This window comes from Bacillus sp. WC2507 (genome assembly GCF_052656125.1).
Map to the genome: position 1 here is coordinate 3858060 of NZ_JBQXPN010000001.1, position 21119 is coordinate 3879178.

At 35.6% G+C, this 21119-nt stretch carries 20 protein-coding genes; 4 read left to right on the forward strand and 16 right to left on the reverse strand.

Going from position 1 to position 21119, the window contains the following annotated elements:
- Nucleotides 1-46: 46 nt before the first annotated feature.
- Nucleotides 47-577 carry a GNAT family N-acetyltransferase gene (locus tag ACUN28_RS20345; RefSeq protein ID WP_016088386.1) on the forward strand — a complete coding sequence of 177 codons (531 nt, stop codon included), beginning with the start codon at nt 47-49 and terminating at the stop codon, nt 575-577.
- Between the two features lie 453 nt (nt 578-1030).
- Nucleotides 1031-1522, forward strand: coding sequence for a CDP-diacylglycerol--serine O-phosphatidyltransferase (gene pssA / locus ACUN28_RS20350; RefSeq protein ID WP_016088387.1), 492 nt, complete (start codon nt 1031-1033; stop codon nt 1520-1522).
- 1378 nt (nt 1523-2900) lie between these two features.
- Here the strand turns inward: pssA and ACUN28_RS20355 are convergent.
- The 6 genes from ACUN28_RS20355 to ACUN28_RS20380 all read right to left on the reverse strand — a co-directional run bounded on the left by ACUN28_RS20355 (nt 2901) and on the right by ACUN28_RS20380 (nt 8545).
- Nucleotides 2901-3302 (reverse strand): hypothetical protein, encoded by a 402-nt coding sequence (locus ACUN28_RS20355; RefSeq protein WP_016088388.1) that lies wholly within the window; start codon nt 3300-3302, stop codon nt 2901-2903.
- A gap of 2 nt (nt 3303-3304) precedes the next feature.
- Nucleotides 3305-5350 carry a class I SAM-dependent methyltransferase gene (locus ACUN28_RS20360; protein ID WP_048894660.1) on the reverse strand — a complete coding sequence of 682 codons (2046 nt, stop codon included), beginning with the start codon at nt 5348-5350 and terminating at the stop codon, nt 3305-3307.
- 54 nt (nt 5351-5404) lie between these two features.
- Complete coding sequence (locus ACUN28_RS20365; RefSeq protein WP_080118018.1) at nt 5405-5539, reverse strand: hypothetical protein; 135 nt, start codon at nt 5537-5539, stop codon at nt 5405-5407.
- Between the two features lie 149 nt (nt 5540-5688).
- On the reverse strand, nt 5689-6069 hold the full coding sequence (locus tag ACUN28_RS20370) for a BA_1872 family lipoprotein (RefSeq protein WP_016088390.1): 381 nt from the start codon (nt 6067-6069) through the stop codon (nt 5689-5691).
- Nucleotides 6070-6128: 59 nt separating this feature from the next.
- Entirely contained in the window at nt 6129-6338 is a 210-nt protein-coding gene (locus tag ACUN28_RS20375; protein ID WP_001036929.1) for a hypothetical protein, read from the reverse strand.
- A gap of 578 nt (nt 6339-6916) precedes the next feature.
- On the reverse strand, nt 6917-8545 hold the full coding sequence (locus ACUN28_RS20380) for a peptide ABC transporter substrate-binding protein (protein WP_016088391.1): 1629 nt from the start codon (nt 8543-8545) through the stop codon (nt 6917-6919).
- A 595-nt stretch (nt 8546-9140) separates the two neighbouring features.
- On the opposite strand from ACUN28_RS20380, the gene ACUN28_RS20385 reads away from it, so the two are divergent.
- On the forward strand, nt 9141-10523 hold the full coding sequence (locus ACUN28_RS20385) for an alpha/beta hydrolase (RefSeq protein WP_016088392.1): 1383 nt from the start codon (nt 9141-9143) through the stop codon (nt 10521-10523).
- Nucleotides 10524-10729: 206 nt separating this feature from the next.
- On the opposite strand, the gene ACUN28_RS20390 is transcribed toward ACUN28_RS20385, so the two are convergent.
- The 7 genes from ACUN28_RS20390 to ACUN28_RS20420 all read right to left on the reverse strand — a co-directional run bounded on the left by ACUN28_RS20390 (nt 10730) and on the right by ACUN28_RS20420 (nt 17114).
- Nucleotides 10730-12055 (reverse strand): bifunctional S-methyl-5'-thioadenosine deaminase/S-adenosylhomocysteine deaminase, encoded by a 1326-nt coding sequence (locus ACUN28_RS20390; RefSeq protein WP_016088393.1) that lies wholly within the window; start codon nt 12053-12055, stop codon nt 10730-10732.
- 53 nt (nt 12056-12108) lie between these two features.
- The gene (locus tag ACUN28_RS20395) at nt 12109-12468 is read right to left on the reverse strand and encodes a YunG family protein (RefSeq protein ID WP_016088394.1); all 360 of its coding nucleotides are present in this window, start codon (nt 12466-12468) and stop codon (nt 12109-12111) included.
- A 27-nt stretch (nt 12469-12495) separates the two neighbouring features.
- Nucleotides 12496-12939, reverse strand: a complete 444-nt coding sequence (locus ACUN28_RS20400; protein WP_016088395.1) for a GNAT family N-acetyltransferase — start codon at nt 12937-12939, stop codon at nt 12496-12498.
- A gap of 222 nt (nt 12940-13161) precedes the next feature.
- Nucleotides 13162-14676 (reverse strand): acetyl-CoA hydrolase/transferase family protein, encoded by a 1515-nt coding sequence (locus tag ACUN28_RS20405; protein WP_016088396.1) that lies wholly within the window; start codon nt 14674-14676, stop codon nt 13162-13164.
- A 127-nt stretch (nt 14677-14803) separates the two neighbouring features.
- Nucleotides 14804-15448, reverse strand: a complete 645-nt coding sequence (locus ACUN28_RS20410; protein ID WP_016088397.1) for a LytTR family DNA-binding domain-containing protein — start codon at nt 15446-15448, stop codon at nt 14804-14806.
- A gap of 81 nt (nt 15449-15529) precedes the next feature.
- A complete protein-coding gene (locus tag ACUN28_RS20415) occupies nt 15530-16135 on the reverse strand; it encodes a pentapeptide repeat-containing protein (RefSeq protein WP_016088398.1) in 606 nt (201 codons plus the stop codon).
- Between the two features lie 55 nt (nt 16136-16190).
- The gene (locus ACUN28_RS20420; RefSeq protein WP_001102596.1) at nt 16191-17114 is read right to left on the reverse strand and encodes an alpha/beta hydrolase; all 924 of its coding nucleotides are present in this window, start codon (nt 17112-17114) and stop codon (nt 16191-16193) included.
- A 205-nt stretch (nt 17115-17319) separates the two neighbouring features.
- Between ACUN28_RS20420 and ACUN28_RS20425 the strand changes: the two genes are divergently transcribed.
- Nucleotides 17320-18081 (forward strand): DODA-type extradiol aromatic ring-opening family dioxygenase, encoded by a 762-nt coding sequence (locus ACUN28_RS20425; protein WP_016088399.1) that lies wholly within the window; start codon nt 17320-17322, stop codon nt 18079-18081.
- Nucleotides 18082-18134: 53 nt separating this feature from the next.
- On the opposite strand, the gene ACUN28_RS20430 is transcribed toward ACUN28_RS20425, so the two are convergent.
- The 3 genes from ACUN28_RS20430 to ACUN28_RS20440 form a co-directional block, all read right to left on the reverse strand.
- Complete coding sequence (locus ACUN28_RS20430) at nt 18135-19349, reverse strand: multidrug efflux MFS transporter (protein WP_016088400.1); 1215 nt, start codon at nt 19347-19349, stop codon at nt 18135-18137.
- A 167-nt stretch (nt 19350-19516) separates the two neighbouring features.
- Nucleotides 19517-20368 (reverse strand): GNAT family N-acetyltransferase, encoded by an 852-nt coding sequence (locus ACUN28_RS20435; RefSeq protein ID WP_016088401.1) that lies wholly within the window; start codon nt 20366-20368, stop codon nt 19517-19519.
- A gap of 18 nt (nt 20369-20386) precedes the next feature.
- Complete coding sequence (locus ACUN28_RS20440; protein ID WP_000236059.1) at nt 20387-21103, reverse strand: DUF554 domain-containing protein; 717 nt, start codon at nt 21101-21103, stop codon at nt 20387-20389.
- Nucleotides 21104-21119: the final 16 nt, after the last annotated feature.

Genomic DNA, 21119 nt, shown 5'->3' on the forward strand with positions numbered 1-21119 from the left:
ATATAATAACAACACATTCTAGTTTCAGAAGAAATGGAGTGAAAGTATGTTTCCTATATTGAAAACCGATCGACTCATTTTAAGAGAACTTACCGAAGAAGATGCACCGAGTATACTACAATGCTTTTCTAATACTGATGTACTGCGCTATTATGGCCAAAAACCATTACAAGATGTTGATCAAGTGAAACAAATCCTTACTAACTTTAAGTTGAGTTACAATACAAGAAGCGGTATAAAGTGGGGAATCGAATTAAAAGATAAGAAAGAACTCATTGGTACCATCGGTTTTCACGATTGGTCTTCTGAGCATAAACGAGCCAATTTAAGTTATGCCTTTTTCCCTGAACACTGGGGAAATGGATATGCTACTGAGGCAGTTTCTGAAGTTATATCTTACGGCTTCCATACACTTCATTTAAAGCGTATCGGAGCAATTGTCTTCCTTGAAAATGAGGCGTCAAATAAAGTGCTATTAAAATTAGGGTTTGAAAAAGAAGGAGTTCTAAAAAATTATATGTATCAAGATGATATTCCCTATGACACGAATTATTATTCTTTATTAAAATCAGTTTAATAGAATTTATGTGTAAAAAAACCTTACTTTTAAAAGTAAGGTTTTTTTCAGGCTGTGGAGAAAGTCTTTTCATGTGTCAACACTGATAAAAAAGAGGACAAAGAGAGATTTTTTATGATGGGTGCTTTAAAAACATCGTGATGAGCGTGTATCCGTTTCTGTAGAAGAGTTCGTTCCACAAGACCATTTCCTTCGTGCGATCAAAGCGACAATTAGTTTTCATTTTATTAAGGAAAAACTCCACGAAACTTCAACTATCAGGTGCTAATGTTCAACAATGTGTACCGATAATGATCAAACATTTTTATAAACCAACATAACGGACAGTAAATCGGCTTTTCTCTTGTCGAAATTTACTTAGCATACAGTGGTCATATATTTTTAAGAATAGCGGAAGAATATATAGAAAATGCTACATAGATGTGAAGTTTAATCTACTTAGGGGGGACAACCTTGTTCAATCAAATGGTAAAAGCTGTACCGAATTTATTTACGATCGGAAATTTATTGTGCGGTGTTTTTTCAATTACCATGAATATGAATGACTATTTGGAAGTAGCCTCCATTTTCATTTTCTTTTCAGCTGTTTTTGATTTTCTTGATGGAAGGATTGCGAGAAAATTAAAAGTGAACAGTGAGTTTGGTGTAGAATTGGATTCCTTAGCTGATATTGTTAGTTTCGGAGTTGCTCCTGCACTTTTATTTCATTCGATAGCAACACCATCTATTTTAACTTCTTTGGCATTTGTCCTTTTCCCAACGATGGGTGCTTTAAGATTAGCTAAATTTAGTGTTAAACCAACCATTGGATATTTTAAGGGATTACCTATTCCAGCTGCTGGATTACCATTAGCTGGTATGGGGTTGTTTTCATATAGCAATGCATGGATTACATTAATCCTCGCTCTCTTAATGGTAAGTCCAATTAAGTTTAAAAAATTTTAAGTGTGGGCCCGCCCATCACCATCAAAACTTTACGGAATATCGTTTATTTGAGTAAGACTATAGAAATAGTAAAGGGTAGGTTCTGTTGCAAAGTTTGAAAAAAGCATAAACTAGTTGGTAAATAAGGATAAAGGTTTAAGAATTAGCTAGTAATTGTTGAATTTCATTGTACGTTGAAAATGTGGAGCGAGGGGCTAGCCTCTCCTAATGTCATAAAAAATAAAGAGTGATAGGAATTCATCAAACCTGAAAATTACCTAAAATAAAAAAAGAATTGCCCTTGGTCAAAAACAGACTGTAGGGATTTTCATCTTTTTGTATTAATTACCCATCCAGGTCTTCCCCCCTTGTTTTTAAGTGTAAATGCAATAGCTGGGGTGAAAACAGGGAATAGTCTCTTCTAAAATGAAAGTAAACTTTTCAATATTAGTTTACTTTCATTTTATTGACTTTATCACAACTTACCCATTCCCCTCAAAAATGACTAAAAAAGTATACATTCAAAACACTATAAATAAAGAATCTAAAAACTACATGAACAAAAACAAACATCTCATTGATATACAACTGATTCGAAGTAATTCATATTACTCTAAGGACTATCCAAAGTAATAATGACCCATAGTAAAAATAGATATAGACGCTTAGATGAAATGGGTGATCAATATGTATATGCCAATGGAACAAGAGATTAGAGGATATTTAGTTACAGGTTCCTGTCTTGTAATTATAGTTTCTTTAATACTTCTCATTTATTGGCTCATTAAGTACAAAAAAAAATATCATCTGATTTATTGCACACTTCTTAACACTTGCTTTAAGTTTATTCCTTTTGATAAACCTTCTAATTGGACCTAACTTTTCTAATTACCCTATGGCATCAGAGGAAAATTCACCTCAATTGGCCTTATCAGGAATCACTTGGATAGTAAGTATTATTCTCCTCTCAAAAGGAATTTTGAAGTTTATTAAACGAAACGTTCGTAATTAAAAACAGCACCTAAACTTATCTAATTTAAATAAGGTTGGGTGCTGTTTTAGTTACCATAATTCCACTTATCAGTAGCAAGGAAAAAGCAGATCCCTACTCTCATAAAGAATCTACCTCTTTCTATCAATCCATGCAATTTTTTATACATTTCTATTATAGTGTGGGTTCTCGTTTGTTACTGGATTAACTGAAAAACTCTATAAAATCCTGCATACTTTTAGCGTAGGTTTTTCGAAAATACTGGTGATGGCACACCGTAATATTGCACGCCAGCAATACCAAAAATGGACTTTTCCTTCGGTAGGAAGAATCCCACTGACGTTAGTCAGCTTGCCTCTTTAGGAGTGGGAATGTCAATATATATTCCACCATAATACAACTTCAAAACTATTTTTCTTTTTTCCATGATATTCGAAATTCCCCACCATGTTCTTCCGTTTTAATTTTAACCTTATATGTATCATCCTTAGGTACTTTAATATTTTTTTCGCCTTCGCCACTATTAAACTCTAGTATTGTATTATCATTTGAATCCACAACATAAGCAATTATAGTTCCTTTTTTAGTTTTATCATCAAAAGAAAATATCCAATTCTCACCTTTTTTAACTTTCCTATCTTGAGTTGCTGATCCGGTAAATTTTCTATAATCCCCAGATATACTACCAGATACACTATCTGAAGAACCATGAACTTTACCCCCAACAATAGTTCCCTCTCTTGTAAAACAACCACTAAGAATTACTAAACACAAAGCAAATAAAATTGTATTTTTAAAAATTTTCAACATCATTACCTCTTTTCTAAAACCATAAAGAACGTACTATCCGGTAGCGCAACCGCATTCCCAGACTCATCTTTAAACTCGATTTTCTCGCTAAGATGTTGTGTATATCCATCCTGTAAATAGTTCATAGCTTGAATGATGTTTACTTTATCCCCAAAGATACCCTTTACGAAATCCTTATAGTCGTTTGGCGCAAAGATTCCAAACTGCTCTTGCACCTCGTGAACGAAAGAATCCTCGCCCCATGTATACGTATATAAGAACTCCATCGCATCGTTAACAGGCATTTTGACTATATTATCTGCAAGTACCTCATACTGGATTATACGCCCCTTAAATTCACGGACATACTGCTCTAAGAACTTCATTCCGCCTGCATCTTTAAAATGAATCACACGCATTAACGTTTTATCTTCGGTCATGATGCCATCACGAATGATAATACGACCTCCTGGCTTTAACACTTCGTAAGCACTCTGTAGCCCCTTTTTAATTACTTCATGATTGAATTTCTTCCCTTCATACTCGATATAAGAGAACAGTTCATGAAGGATAGAAGAATATACAATCGTATCAACCGATTCTTTATCAAACGAGCTACCTAAGTTGATTGCATCCCCTTTAATGACGTCCCAAGAACGACCTTCGTCCTGTTTCTTCTTTTTCAACGTATCAATCACGTTTTCGGAAATATCGATACCGTAGATTCGTTTATTTTCGGTCTCTTCTTCAATCATGTCTAGCATAACACCACCACCAGCTCCAACATCTACAACCGTATCTCCCTTTATATAATCAAGAATAATTCGTTTATCATCAGCCGAACTATTCATATGTTCCAAATACACTTCTTCGTTATGGAATCTATCATATGCGTCCTTTCGTAACCCGAAGAAATCAAAGAGCAGTACATTTGCTCGAGCATGCATCATATCTATCTTTTCTGCCTCTACACAGAAGGTGATTAACGCCTCACCTACAGCAGAAAATTGAAACGACACATACGCCGTCTTCATATCTTTATCGACTTTCATCTCAAAAGAAACATGCGTTGTATTCGGCTTCTCGTTCTCACGGTACTCCCGTAGATACTTCTCAATAACCCGCTTACGATACACGTTGTCCTTCTTCTCACCTTTGAAATCATAGTGCAACTGCTGCATCAATTTCTCGAAATGGATATGTTGAACCTTTCTAGTTCCTATCTCGTTCTTTAACATAACAAAAACTGTCCAAATATCCTCGAAGCTAAGAGCATGCATAGACGGTTCTACATACCACAAATCCTTATCAGATAAGAACGTTTGAACGTCACTCTTCTCGCTCCCCATAATTATATCTTTTTCAAATACTGACTCCTTATGTTTTGGCGTGAGTCTATGTATACGAGAAGTAAACGGCTCCACATACCCATCAAATAGCCCATCAATTGTAATCTTCACATCGTTCTTTACTTCACTCCACAAAGATTTTGATACGCCCTCAATAATACATTGGTTAAGAAAGTATAAAATCTCCTTTAACCTAACGTCTCCGTATTCTTCTTTATATGTGTTAATTAAATCAATATGAGAGTCCAAACGAGCCTCCCCGCGGATATACTGCCCGATTAATCCATGTGTTCTAATTAAATCTCGAACAAACAAATACTCAGTATCGTTTAAGTTTGTCTCTATACGTTCGATAAACTGAATATCACTAAAGATATCAGCAGAACCCTCGTTATGTACCAATAGATTGATCCCGTTTTTCTTCCATTGCTCCCGCTGTTTTAAAGAGCCTACCTTTGCAAGCTCACTATACGTTAGTACCTTTTCAATAATGCGATACGCTTCTTCATCTAAAGACAATCCATCTAACACTTGCAGCGTACGGTGTACATAGTACAACACCGCGTCTGTTTTTAATGCACCAAGTACCTGTACATTCTCATAGTTTTGATGTATCTCCTCTGCCTCGATTAGATACTTTAACCACGTAGGGTGAGCATCAGAAAACCCTTCGATGTATGTATTTAGAACTTCAATGTTTTTCAACTTATTTACCCCCATATAATCAATATTTGTAGTAAGGGCTGGGGCACCTTCTCCCAAAAGATCATCACCCTATGTCCTCCTAAATGCTACTGCTTGCTTTTTACCATCTACATCTCTTTCAAATACAAATGCATCAAACCCAGTCTTTTTATCATGTAAAAGAGAGTTATCTATTTCCTTACTAACATACCAAGTTTGTAACATATTCTTTTGTTTATCTCTTATTTTAACTTCATCAGGAATTTCGGCGGAATAAACATCAGGACTCAGCGGATCACTTCATAAATTAATGAACATATGTTGTGACAGAATCAACGGAAAAGGCAAGCGGTTGCATTCCACTTGCCTTTTTTTCATAGCTTAGTATGTATTTGAATTTCTTTTGCTTTCTCTTTTTCACCCTTCACGCGTACGATTAAATCATATGATCCGGATTTGGACGCTTCAAAAGAAAGCAGACCTTCTTTTTGAGAAGTGACTTCTTCTTCATAAATAACCTTATCATCTTTTGTAACTTGCAATAAAATCGTACCTTCTTCAACGGCTGCTTCATAAGGGATTTCCACATTTCCTTTTTCAGCTTTAAGCGTTTGTACATCGTAATACCCTTGCAGAGAACCAATTTTCAAAGTCGTTTCGCCATTTTTTTGAACCTTTGTGACTTGTGTTGCTGTGTTGCATGCGCTTAACAATACAACAAGAGTAAGAATCATAAATAAACGTAGTAATTTCATAGAAATTCTCCTTTTTTATGTATATGAATTAAAATTCTAAATTTAAATTTTGTACCATCTTATTTCCCACCTCTTAAAATAGCTGTTTTTATAATAAAATAAGTAATAGAAAATAATAAACAAGTACCCATTGTACCAAAAACTGCAACTGAGATGTTACCTGCTAATGTTTCATTTGGATCTAATGCATTAGGTAAAACTGTACCAAAAATTGCAATACAGGCTAATACAACCATAAAATATTTAAATCTTTTTACTTTCTTATTCATACTAATTATCCCCTTTATTCCTTAACATTAACTTCTAAACCAAATCCCCCCAAAACCTACACCAGGACCTAATGGTACATGAAATTTGACTCTGCTTTTTCTAGCTTCAAAAGATCCCCCGAGATTCCCAAATTAATTTCCCCCAAGTATTATACATAACAATTCATTCATATAGAAAAAGCCCCGTTCCAATCAAACACTTAAGCCCCTCTTTTTTTATAATACTCAAATAATTCTACACAAACATTTCTATCAATTCATCTTAATACCTCAATTACCTTTTAAGTATACCAATGACAAAATATATAATCTAATATTTTTTATATAATTCAAAAACAAACATAGTTACAGCAAGAGAATGCTTGTATGCTGATCTGTACTGCATTCCCTTATTCCATATATGCTATATTTCTATTCTTTTTTACTTAAATAAATTGCTCAATCTTATTTGTTGCAACTTCTTATGAATGCGTAACTACAATTTTTCATTTCTCTTCTTCATATGCTGGGAACACCACAAAAAGATGTCCCTGCCCTATGAAAAAAACCTTACTTTTAAAAAGTAAGGTTTTTTGTATTTATTCATTAGCGACATAAGCATTCTTATAAGTATAAATACCACCAAATTGATGCTTTTCAATTCCTTTTACATAATCCTTTTGTACGTAAGCTGAGCCCATTTGATAAAGTGGTGCGACCGCAGCATCCTCTAACAGAATACGCTCGGCCTCTTGCAATGCTTCCCACCTTTTCTTCTGATTTAGTACTAGATCACTTTTCGCTCTCTTTATTAATTCATCGTAGTGAAGGTTAGAGTAATTCATTTTGTTATTCGGATTACCCGTCGTAAATAGTTCTAAATAACTAATTGGGTCTTTAAAGTCCGGTCCCCAATTTGCCATAGATATATCGTAATCTCCGGTTTGTTCTAACTGTAATTTTTGCTTAAATGGCTGTTGTTTTATTTGTATCGTTAATCCTTGCAAATGCTTTTCTAAGTCACCTTTTATATATTCTGCCATACGTTTTGCATTATCTTGTTCAAACGTTAAAAACTCAAGGTTTACTTGCTCTACTCCAAGCTCTTTTTTCGCTTCTTCCCAAATCTTTTTCGCATTTTGCAAATCATATGAAGAAAGATCTCCGTTTTCTTTTCTAAAATCTTTACCCGTCTCTTCGTTTACATGACCAGCTGGTACAAGCCCACTTGCAGGTTTTGCCCCATTATTAATAAAGTGAGCAACGAAATCCTCTTTATTTAACGCGAATGAAATAGATTGACGCACCTTTTTATTTGCTAATGCATTATTTTTTTCATTAAAACGTAGCATAGCAATTCCAGGATCGCTCGACATATGTAACTCCTTATTCCCTTTATACTTGTCTACAAATTGAGAATTAATAGGCACCCGGTCCAAATCACCAGCTTCGTATAAATTAACAACCGTCATTGTATCCTTTACAATTTGAAAGTTTATTTCGTCTAATTTCACTTTCTTTTGATCCCAATATGTAGCATTCTTCTTTAATTGAAACTCTTGTTCATGCTTCCATTTCTCTAATACAAATGGACCATTATATATGAGATTACTATGTTCCAATGCATAATTCTTTCCTTGTTCCTTCAAAAATGATTCATGCTGTGGTAAGTAAATAGGTAATGCTAACAGCTGTAAAAAGTAAGGAATTGGCTGCTCTAGTTCCACTTCTAATTTATAATCATTTATAACTTTAACCCCAAGTGCATCAAGAGGCATTGTTCCCTTATTTATCTCTTTCGCGTTTTTCACGTAAAAGAGCATGGACGCATATTGAGACGTTGTTTCAGCGTTAATTGCACGTTTCCATGCAAACATAAAATCATTTGCTGTCACACTGTCTCCATTTGACCATTTTGCATCTTTACGCAAATCAAATGTATACTTTTTACCATCTTCACTTCTTTGAAACGATTTTGCTACCGCTGGAATAGGCTGATCTTGATCATCTAATACATACAACCCTTCAAATATGTTTTGCATAACATGCGCTGATGTGCCATCCATCGTTTTCGCAGTATCAAGAGAAGGAATTTCTTCTGATACTGTTACATTTAATACTTGTTTTTTTGCCTCTGTGTCACTTTTATTCGCTTTATTATTACAAGCTGTTAATAATAAAGTTGTAACAAGTGCCATTACCATTAAATGGCTCTTTTTTCGCTTCATGAATTGTTCTCCTTAAGTATAAAATATTATAAAGCGTTATATATTATAGCAGAAATATGAACAGAAAGATGCGACATTCTTTTGAATATTTATTCGTTCAAAAAAAAGCTACCCTTTTAAAAAGGATAGCTAAAGATTGCATGTATAATCTGCGCTGTTCGCTCAAGTGTTTATAAAAAATCTCTTATTGCATACCTCCCTTTTTGTTTTAACTTTTCTTCTGTTTCATGTAAATTCCCCCATAACTAACTGAATAGGCGTATAGGGTACAGTTTGGTTGGGATATCTTCGTATCTCCATTCAGCAATGCCACTTTGTTTTTTCGAATCCAGGTCAAGTAGAAAGTGATATTTTACAAATCTTATACACTTAAGGATTTTGTAAGGATCAAGTAAGAAAAACGAGAACTTTGTTTCGTATAGTCAAAATATAAAGTGAAGAAAGAAAGAGAGAGAGGTTAGGAGTTGCCAGAGCGATTACGACAAAACCAGGACTGTTGGTTTTAGATGACATATCAATGATTTAGATGGTTGTTACAACAGAACCTTAATTTATCCTACCTGTTTTTTTACCATTACATATTGGAGGTTAAAACATGAATAAAAAAAATAAAATACAAAAATCCGTACTTTCCTTTACCCTACTCTTTTCTTTAGGCATTTCATCTTTTCCGCTTACAACAGCTATTCACGCAGATACACGTGAGAAACCATCTGTAGAAAAGAAACAAGTCTCTTTAACGGAGCGTACATCATTATTCCTTGAATATCTCCAGCAAGGTAAGTACCCAGAGGCACTTCAGTTGACGTCTGCTGCTTTTCAATCCAAGTTTACAGCAAACACATTACAAAACTGGTGGACACAAAGTGACTGGAGCGGGATAAAAAGCATGGGAACCCCCGTGATAAAAGAACGAAACTTGGTCCATCAGACGGTGGAAATTTCAGGAACTATCGAAGGAACTACCATACCGTTACTCCTTAAATTCACACCTGGCGGGAAAGTAGATGAGGTTGGGGTAAGGACGCCTCCGGAATCTTATATTATCCCGCATCCTAGATATGATCAACCTGCTTCCTATCAAGAACGTGAAATCGTCATTGGAAATTCTACCTATCCGTTACCAGCCACATTAACAGTTCCGAAACATAAGCCTGGTGAAAAGGTACCCGTAGTTGTTCTTGTTCATGGTGCTGGCATCCATGATCGCGATAGTACATATCTGGGAACAAAAATCTTACGAGACCTTGCGGTGGGCCTTTCGTCCAACGGAATTGCAGTGTTGCGCTATGAAAAACGCACCTTAGAACACGCATTAAAGATGAGTGCAGAACCTGTTACGTTAGACCGTGATACTACAGATGATGCCATATATGCAGCAAAATCAGCGGCGCAGCAGGAAGGCATTGATCCAAATAATATTTTCATTCTTGGACATAGTCTAGGAGCTGGCACAATGCCGCGTATACTGAGCAAATCACCTTCCTCACTTGTTAGAGGAAGTATCTTACTCGCACCACCTGCACGCCCATTGACTGACATTGCCATTGATCAGAATCAATACCTAGGGGCGCCAAAGGAAGTAATCGATGAACTAAAAAGACAGGCCGCTTTTATCCAAGATCCTACTTTCAATCCTGACCATCCTCCAGCTGGCTACAATTTTGGGTCGCCTCATTTTATGTATGATGTTTCAAGGTGGCGTCCAGTTGAAGAGGCAAGATCACGAAAAGAGCCTTTACTGATTCTGCAAGGAGCACGGGATTATCAAGTAACAGTAAAAAATGAATATACAAAATGGCAGGAAGGGCTTTCAAACCGCAGGAATGTTCAGTTCAATGAATACCCAAAATTGAATCATTTCTTCACGGAGGGTGATGGGGAATTAAGTCTTCCTAGTGAATATGAAATCCCTGCTAATGTTCCTGAGTACGTCATCCGGGACATTATTAAATGGGTCAACGAGACAAAAAAATAAGAAACATCAAAATCCTTCATATAATCATTATTACGTGAAGGATTTTTTGAAACTAGTGATTTTATCTAAATCATTCTCTTCTGTTTTATTAATCAACACTGATAAAAAATCTATCCTTTCCCTCTTTTTATCAATGTCGACACATAAAAAAGGTTCAGACACAAAAACAGGCTGTGGAGAAGACTTTCTCCACAGCCTAAAAATACCTATCTTTGCAAACCTCGTTTATAACGACTTGCTTCAAATATAATACGCTCTTCATCTAACGTTTTACATTCGCCATTCCAAACGACACGTTTTCCGTTAATAATTACATCACTTATATCTTTTCCACTAGCAGCATATACAAGGTGTGATAACACTTCATCTGCTGGTTGTAAATGCGGCTTATTAGACGGATCAATCGTAATAAAATCAGCACACTTTCCAACCTCAAGTGATCCTGTTTGTTTCATGCCGATTACTTCAGCAGCTCCTTTAGTCGCAAGTGTAAGAGCTGTTTCAACTGGTAACGCTGTTGCATCTTGATGAATACCTTTTTGTAATAATGTTGCTATACGCATTTCTTCAAACATATCTAAATTGTTGTTAGATGCAACACTATCTGTTGCAATTCCAACTTTCATTCCTGCTTCTAGCATCGCTTTTACATTCGCTATACCCGATCCTAGTTTTAAATTACTATTCGGGTTATGTGCTACTCGAACATCATGTTCTGCTAAAAATGCACGCTCATTTTCATTTAATACTACACCGTGTGCAATAACTGTTGGGCGTTTAAATAAACCGCAACTTGCTGCATATTCTACTGGACGTTTTCCGTACTGTGTTTCAATATCACGTACTTCACGCTCTGTTTCCGAAAGATGAATATGAACCATCGTTTGATTTTCTACTGCAATACGAGCACACTCTTCTAACAGTTCTGTAGAACATGTATATGGACTATGCGGCGCAACCATCGTAGTTAACATACCACTTTCGTTATAGTAACGCTTCACATATTTTTCAGCTTCTTCAATCGCTTTCTTCTCATCGTCCTTCGTTCCGAAGCTAAATAAAGTTCTTGAAACAGCAGCTCGCATTCCACTCTTTGATACCGTTTCCATAATTGCATCTTGATCTACTCCAATTGGATTAAACATATCAGAGAATGATGTTGTACCACTTTTCACCATTTCAAGTAATCCTAATTCCGTACTAGCGACCGCAAGTTCTGGAGTAAACTGACTTTCAAGTGGCCAAATTCTCGTCTCCAGCCATGGTTGTAATAACATATCATCGCCAATACCTCTTAAGAGACTCATTACAACGTGTGTATGTGTATTTACAAGCCCTGGTAAAACCCACTTTCCTTTCATGTCAATTACTTCATCTACTTCAAAATCATTAGCGAACTCTCCGCTCTTTACATCTATAATTTGATCATTTTCTACAATGATATATCCATTTTCTATCACTTCGTTTTGTTCATTCATCGTTACGATTGTAGCGTTTACATAAGTTGTTTTCAAAAGTATTTCCCCTTTCAACTCTATGAAGTTCCCTTTAATAAGTTACCACCATTATAGTAACTTATTAAAGATTAAGAGTCAAAAGATAATTTAAATTCTTTCATTATCTTTTCCTTCAAAATGCTATATTGTTTTTCATTTGTATCTGCAAATGCTTCTTCTCGATTTGATTCCACATCCATATAATTCAGGTTTTCATTGAATTGAGCCTCTGTAAAATCAAACCTCTGCCCATCTATACAGTTATAAAAGTGCCACACTTCCCCGATTTTTGTCTTTTTGATTTTCCCTCCGTATATGTCTTGAACGACTAGAGCTGTAACACCACATTGTCCCTTTGCTGGATTTTCAATCGTCCACTTTGAACTTGTTTCAATCGACCACGATTTGATTAGTGCTTCATATATTCTTTTTCGCTTTATATTATCCATTCTCAGCTTCCCCTACTATTAATAGTTTTACACATCATATTGCAAAAGAGGTAATAAACGATCCTTTAAAACCGTTGATGGTGTCTCTCCTATTAACTTTGCTCCCATCTTCAGGTAATATCCTTTTGCATTCGGATCACTATCAATCGTAAAGCTTTTTAAACCTAATTCATTTGCTTTTTCTATTACATACTCCCAAAGTATTTTCCCGTAGCCTTTCCCTTTGTAACGAGGATGAATGTATAGAAAATCGAGAGCTTTATCATTTCGTAAAAATGAGAAAAATCCAATCTTCGTATTATCGTTTTCTAAAACATATACAAAATTATTTTTTATGTACTCTTCTGTAATTGTTAAATCTTCCTTACAAGCAAGTATGAATTCTTCACTATAGTTCCACGTTGCTTTTGAGTGTAGTGCAAGTTCACTTAATTCATTTGCTTCTCTTAATACCGCTTTTCTTATCTTCATGATTCTTTCTCCTCACTTTCATATGTAAACTATTAAACTGATTCGAAAAGTAATTTAAAAAACCTCTTATTTCCATAAATAAGAGATTACTTTTATAATTCTTCATATAGGTAACAATTTTTCAAAAGAAAAGAACGCCATCCCTGAAAGTTGGCGTTCCCTTTTTCGAAAGTCTAATCTTCAAACTCAATCATTCGTTTTACTATTTCTTACGATACACACCTATACAGTTTCCACTACCGCTTCAAGCATCGTTCCATTTTTAGCATAATTCGTATGCCAAGAAAAAGCTTTTTCTAAAATATGAGGGGTTTGTCCACCTCTTGTTTTTGCTTCTTCGAAATAAGCTCGTAACTGGTCACGATACATTGGATGTGCGCAGTTCTCAATAATCAGTTCCACTCTTTCTCTTGGTGCCAGTCCTCTTAAATCAGCGTACCCTTGTTCAGTGACGATAACATCTACATCGTGTTCCGTATGGTCTACATGAGAGACGAAAGGAACGATACTTGAAATGTTACCACCTTTCGCAATCGATTTCGTAACAAAGATAGCTAGACGTGCATTTCTCGCAAAATCACCAGAACCACCAATACCATTCATCATTTTTGTACCTAAAACGTGAGTAGAATTCACATTTCCGTATATATCTAATTCTAAAGCAGTATTAATTGAGATTAATCCAAGGCGACGAATGATTTCAGGATGATTAGAAATCTCTTGCGGGCGCATCATTAATTTGTCACGATATTTTTCAAAGTTAGAAAATACTTGTTGCATTTTCTCTTCAGAAAGTGTGATCGAGCAGCAGGAAGCAAAATTGACTTTCCCAGCATCCATAAGATCAAAGACTGCATCCTGTAAAACCTCAGAATACACTTCTAAATCTTCAAACTCCGAATCTAACATTCCATGTAGAACTGCATTGGCCACTGAACCAATTCCCGACTGTAACGGCGCTAAGCGATTGGTTAATCGCCCTACTTCGACTTCTTTTCGAAGGAACTCTATTAAATGCTGTGCCATAATAACAGTTTCTTCATCCGGAGGAACAATCGTCGATGGCGAATCTAGTTGGTTCGTAAACACAATTCCCTTCACTTTTTCAGCATCAATTGGGATACCGATTGAGCCAATTCGATCGTCCGTTTTTACGAGCGGAATTGGAAGTCGTTCCCCTTGTTTACCTGGTTCATATAAATCATGTAGCCCCTCTAGTTGCGCGGATTGAGCCATATTCATTTCAATAATGATGGACTTAGCATTTAAAGAAAACGCCAAAGAATTTCCAATTGAAGTGGTTGGAATAATCATTCCATCTTCAGTAATCGCAACCGCTTCCAAAATAGCGACATCTATATCCATAACGTCAGCACGGAGTAACTCTGCTGTATGAGACAAGTGCTGATCCACAAATAAAAAGTCTCCATTATTAATTCCTTTTCGCATAGTCGCATCAGCTTGGAAAGGTAACCTTTTCCCTAAAATTCCTGCTTCCGCAAATAATTTATCTACATCAGAACCTAAAGAGGCACCAGTATAAACATTCACTTTAAAAGATTTATCATTCTTAACTCGGTTTACAAGCGCAAATGGGACTGCTTTCACATCACCTGCACGTGTAAACCCACTTAAGCCTAAGGTCATTCCACTTTCAATCCATGAAGCTGCTTCTTCAGGTGTAACTACGCGATCTTTCAGACGTTGATCCCTAATTCTATCTAAATTATTCTCCATATGTAATCCCTCTCCCTGTGAATATTCATAATTATTTTACACTTTAACAGTATCTAAATAGGGATTTCAGTATACAATGCCGAAAATTCAGATAAAACAGCGAATCTAGGTTCTAAAGCAGAATAATCTAGAACCCTAGAAGTTTGCGAAAATAACTAGCGTATGATTGACTAACTGGTACCCTCTCTCCGTTATCCATCGAAAGTACAAAAGTAGAGTGCGTATCAGGATATATCGCTTTAATATGATTTACATTTACAATAAAGGCACGGTGGCATCTAATAAATGAATCTTTCGGAAGCAAGTATTCGAATTCTTGTAGCGAGTACTTATGTGTTCCTGTTAACTCTTCTGCATTCACATACGTTTTTTTATCTTTCGCCTCTAAATACATGACCTTTGAAAAAGGAACCGGAACCCATCCGTCTGTTGTTTTTAAAGTAACGACTGACTTACCATCCGTTAAAGCGGGATAAATTGCCGTCACGCAACCTTCAATCTTTCCATTATTTGAAAATGGTACGGCCATTCCATGATAAGGAATACCGAAAACATCCCGGTTAATAAACTCAGAGGCCTTTTGCTTCGTTACCATTGCTTTATGAGCAATCGTCCCTTCCTTAATAGGATCCCCAGCGCTAATCTTTAAATCAATTCGTTTACTTGGCCGATAATAAATATATTCTTTCGTATTCGAAACGGCGATTGATATTTCATCTGAAAACAATTCACCAACAACATCTAGTAGTATACCTAATGTTTTATCTTCCATATTATTAACACCTCATTTACTATTATACTACTATTATGATCTGTAAAACCGTTCAACAATTTGAACGGTTTTACAAACAATTTAATTCACCTTCGCCCCATAGCATCTTGCTACTGCAACTGCCTGTGCTATATCTAATTTCACGTTTTTTAAATCAAAACTTGTAAAATCAATTCGATCAACTACAGCTCCTCTTAAATCTGCGCCGCTAAGTTTCACCTTACCTAATTGGGCACCTGTTAAATCCGCTTCACGTAAATCTGCTTTTTCTAAATTACATTCATATAGGTCAGCTTCAATTAAACGTATACCCTTTAACAATTGTTTACTTAAGTTCGCAAACCTTAAATTCGTATATGACCAATCTCCCGATATTATAGTTATTCCGTCTAGATTCGCTTCTTCAAAATCAGAGCCAGTCATTTTACATTCTTCAAACTTCGATACAAATAAATTCGCACCAACAAACTTACAATTTGCAAATGTAGTTCCTTGATGGATAGAAGCGTTAAAAAGAGCACCCGTAAAATCACATTCTATGAAATTACAATTTTCAGTAGAAACTTCCGATGCATCTATCCCTCTAAAACGACATTTTAGGAACGTACAATTTTTCAATTCCTCTTCTTTAATCAAATCATGTTGAAAATCTATTTCTGTATACTCTTTATTTACAAATTCACTCATAACCATTCCTCCATTTCCTCAAAGAAACCTCACTTGAAAAAAGTGAGGTTTCTTCTCATACAATATGCCCATCTAACCAAGAAATCAAATCTTGAAATACTTCATCTCTATTTACTTCATGGAACATTTCATGTCTTCCATTTTCATATAAACGTAGTGTCACGTCTTTCACACCACATTTTTTATAGTTTTCGTATACTTCTTTTACACCTTTTCCCATATCTCCAACAGGATCACGGTCTCCAGAGAATATATGTATCGGAAGGGTTTTTGGCGTTTTCTTGTATTCTTCTAGTTTATTTACTTCTAATACACCAGAAAATAGTTCTCGATAAAAACTCGTCGTACAAATGAATCCACATAACGGATCCGCAATATATTTATCAACCTGATTATTATCTGAAGATAACCAATCAAATTTTGTACGATTTGGTTTAAAGTGTGAATTGAAGTTTCCGAAAGATAAAAAGTTTAGCATCGGACTTTTCGTTTTTTCCCCGCGTAATTTCATTTCAATTGTCGCTACTTTATGACCGATACTTCCTAAAAGCCCTGGATTTCCACCAGTTCCTGAAATAAGGAATCCATCATATAATTCACCTTTAAGTTGTACAGCACGTCTTGATAAAAAAGAACCCATACTATGTCCAAGTAAAAATAACGGGCATGTCTGCTCTTTTCTTATCGTTTCTGATACAAAGATAACATCAGAAACAGCCTCACTCCAACCTATATTTGGTTCAAAATGACCGTAATCCTCTTCTCTTTTCACTGTTTTCCCATGACCCTTATGATCATGCGCATAAACACCATACCCAGCTTCTAATAAAGCAACAATAAAATCTGTATAAACACCTGCATGTTCTGTCATACCATGTGCAATTTGAATAATCCCTTTTGGTTCACCTTCTGGTAACCACTTACGTAAATAAATTTCCGATCCATCCAATGCCGTAACGAAACTTTCCTGTACGTTCATTTCGTCAGCCCCCAACTCTATTATGTATATCAAAAAATGAATATCCATTCATTATTCTTATTATGTATTATATGCAATTGCTTTCATTATGACAAATACCGCACTTTTCCAATTAGCTCAATAACTATTATGTTGACGAATTCGAAATAAAATTATATAGTTACTTACATAAAGTAATTACTATATTTTTTGGGAGGTTTCTATTATGATGCCATCATTATTTTTAGCACACGGATCACCGATGCTTGCTATTCAAGATACAGACTATACAAGGTTTTTAAAAACACTTGGAGAAACATATAAACCGAAAGCGATTGTTATTTTCACTGCTCATTGGGAAAGTGAAGCATTAACGATTTCTTCATCAGATAACGAATATGAAACAATTTATGATTTTGGAGGTTTTCCTCCTGAATTATACGAAATCAAATATCGTGCGAAAGGTTCTTCTAACATTGCATCTATGTTAGAAACAAAATTTAAAAACAAAGGTATTCCAGTCCATCATAATATGACGAGAGGTTTAGATCATGGCTCATGGACTCTTCTGCACCGCATGTATCCAGAAGCAAATATTCCTGTCGTCCAAATTTCAGTCAATCCATTCCTTCCTGCAAAAGAGCAATTTAAGATTGGAGAAGCACTTAAAGGGCTTGGACAAGAAGATATTTTAATAATCGGTAGCGGTGTTACTGTTCATAACTTACGAGCTTTGAAATGGAATCAAACGACACCCGAACAATGGGCAATTGAATTTGATGATTGGATTATTAAACATATGCAGACTACTAATAAAGATGCTTTATTTAATTGGGAGAACAATGCGCCTCATGCACAATTAGCAGTACCAAGAGCAGAGCATTTCGTACCTTTATTTATCGCTATGGGAAGCGGTGAAAATAACGGTGAAGTCATTCACCGCAGTTACGAGATGGGTACATTAAGCTATCTTTGTCTTCAATTTTAAAGAAAAGGATGAAGCAATCGTTGCTTCATCCTTTTTCTTTTTTATTCACTTAGTTAACTAACTTCCAAATGTCGTTTCTCTGATACCTCTTCGTTCTTATTATGAAAATAAACCCAAATGCACGCAATAAATAATAATGATGAAGTAGAGAAGAAAACATATTGGAAGCCCGCATGTGCTGCAATTTGTCCACCAAGTACTGGTCCAATCATATTTCCTAAAAACTGAAAAGATTGATTATATCCAAATATTCGTCCTGTCACAGGGGTTGGTGTATGTTGTTTTAGTAGAGTTTGTACAGAAGGTAATAATCCTGCTTGTGCGATACCTAATAAAAACCGAAGAATTAATAGTTGCCAAGCTGAGGTTACAAATGCTTGCGGGATAAAAATAATTCCTGCAGCAAACAACGCTACAACTAACGTTTTTTGAGGACCGATTTGATCTGATAATCTTCCTAGTCTTGGTGCTGCCAAAATAACTGCTAACCCTGTCGCTGACATAACTGCGCCTGCAATCATTTCAATATGAGCTGTTCCTTGTCCTTCTAAATTCTTTACATACAATGTAATAATAGGTTGAATTGACATGTTCGCAAGTTGAATAATAAATGTTGTTACAAATAAACTAATAATTAAATGCTTGGCTGGAACCATCGTCCATACTTTTTTCGGTTGTACTTTTTTTGCTTGAGCGGAGTGATTCTCTTCATGTAGGAAGAAAAAAACGATGAGAAAGGAAAGGAATAAAAAAGCTCCTGTAACAAGAAAAACATGGCGCATCCCAATTAATTCTGATAAATATCCTCCAAGTAAAGGGCCAAGTAAAGAACCGCTCACGCCCCCAGTTGAAATTGTGGAAATTGCCCAACCTGAATGCTCTTTCGGAGTTTCTGCTGCAATAAATGTCATCGCGGTTGAAAGGAAACCAGATACTGCTCCCATCAAAAATCTTAGTGCGACTAGTTGATACACGTCCGTTACAAACCCCATAAGCGTCATAATAATCGCCATACCAAGGCTAGCACGAATAAGCATCAATTTCCGTCCATGTATATCACCAAGCTTTCCCCATATTGGTGATACGATCGCACCCATTAAAAATGTTACACCAAATGCAAGTCCCGACCACTGTGCAATACTAGAAGTGCCAGTCACACCTAATTCCTCAATATAAAAAGATAAAAAAGGAATTACTAAACTCATACCGGCTGCAGTGGTAAAACAACCTAGCCAACAAATCATCAAATTTCGTTTCCAGCTGGCCATTTTCACACCTTCTTTCTTTAGATACCCATTCTACACCCTTTTATATAAAAAGTTTAGTAATTTGCTTTATTTGTAAGATTTACTACAAAACCCGCTATTTTCTAGTAAAAATCACTACAATCCCACATTTTTTTCATAAAAAAACCAACTCCCCTATCTGGAGTTGGTTACTTATTCTCTATCGGTATTAAACGAGCATTGCAATTTCTTTCATAAAACTCAATCGGACCTGCTTGTCCAATAATTGCGTATTCATACCCATCTTGCTTCATACTATGTAAACAACGATGTAACAATTGCCTCCCTACACCTTTCACACGATTTTGTTTCGCTGTGCCCATTGGACCAAACAATCCTTTCTTTCCTCTCACTACATCATAACAAGCAAAACCTACTATCACTTCTTCTTGCTCTGCTATATAAATAGGTGAATTTTCTTTATATGTACGAAATCCATACTCTATCGAATGTAACCAACGTTCCCCAAATTCCTTATTAACAAAACTTGCTAATTTTTCAAAATCAGAAGGGGTAGCCTTTCTAACAGTACAAGTTAAATCATTATAAGTAGGAGCAAAACATTTTAGATCGACCGCTAAATCTCTTGGCTCAGCTAGAATACGTAATATATCTTTTTGTATTTGTAGATTTTCAATAAACGTATCCGCGCGAAAGAGTGCATATATAACATGTCCTTCATTCATTAATACTTGCTGGAAATGTTTCATACGTTTCTGCGCTATTTGTAAAATTTCTAACACCTTATAAGATAACTTATATTGTCCTATTTTTTTATACCCTTGATCCGTTAAATCATCTTGTTTTCGTATTGAAAGTTTTTCTAAAAAATCCGTACTCACGTTACGAAACAAATACATATACAACTCGCTACAAACGCCAGTACCTTCTTTACACACACCGATAAACAGATGAGCTGGTTGAATGATATTACTTTCTGCCTCTTCTGCTGCAATCTGTAATATGTTATGAACACGTTTTGTAAATTTATATTCCTCCATATGTATCTCCATCCCCTACTACTTTACTAGTAAACCGTAACCATAAATAAGTGAAACGATTATTCCAACTACCACTATACCTGGCAGTAAATTTGCCACCTTAATTTTAATAACACCAAGTAAGTTCAATCCAATAGCGGCTATCATAATGCCACCTGTAGCTGTCATTTCGACTATAAATTGATTCATTAATTCTTTCGGGACCAAACTATTAATTTGTGTTGCAAAAACCGCAATACCTCCTTCGTATAAAATAACTGGAATCGCCGAAAATACTACACCAATCCCTAAAGTTGTCGTTAATATAATAGAAATAAACCCATCGATAATCGCCTTTGTAAATAAAATATCATGATTTCCGCGAATACCACTGTCGAGTGCACCAAGTATCCCCATCGCACCAATTGCAAAAATAAGTGTAGCTGTTACAAAACCTTCTGAAATGCTCCCTTTCCCTTTCGATCCAACTTTATTTTCTAGCCAATCTCCTAACAGTTTTAACTTTCCCTCTAGTTGTAGCCACTCACCAATTACGGTACCAATCACTAAACTTAAAATGACAACAAGAAAATTTTCACTTTTCAATGCCATTTGAAGTCCAAGTACAGTAACTGCTAAACCGATTGCATGCATAATTGTTCCCTTCATACTCTCTGGAATCCTACTAAATAATTTACCTAGTAAAGTACCAAATATAATACAAACCCCATTTACAACTGCTCCTAATATAACCATTTCTTATTCTTCACCC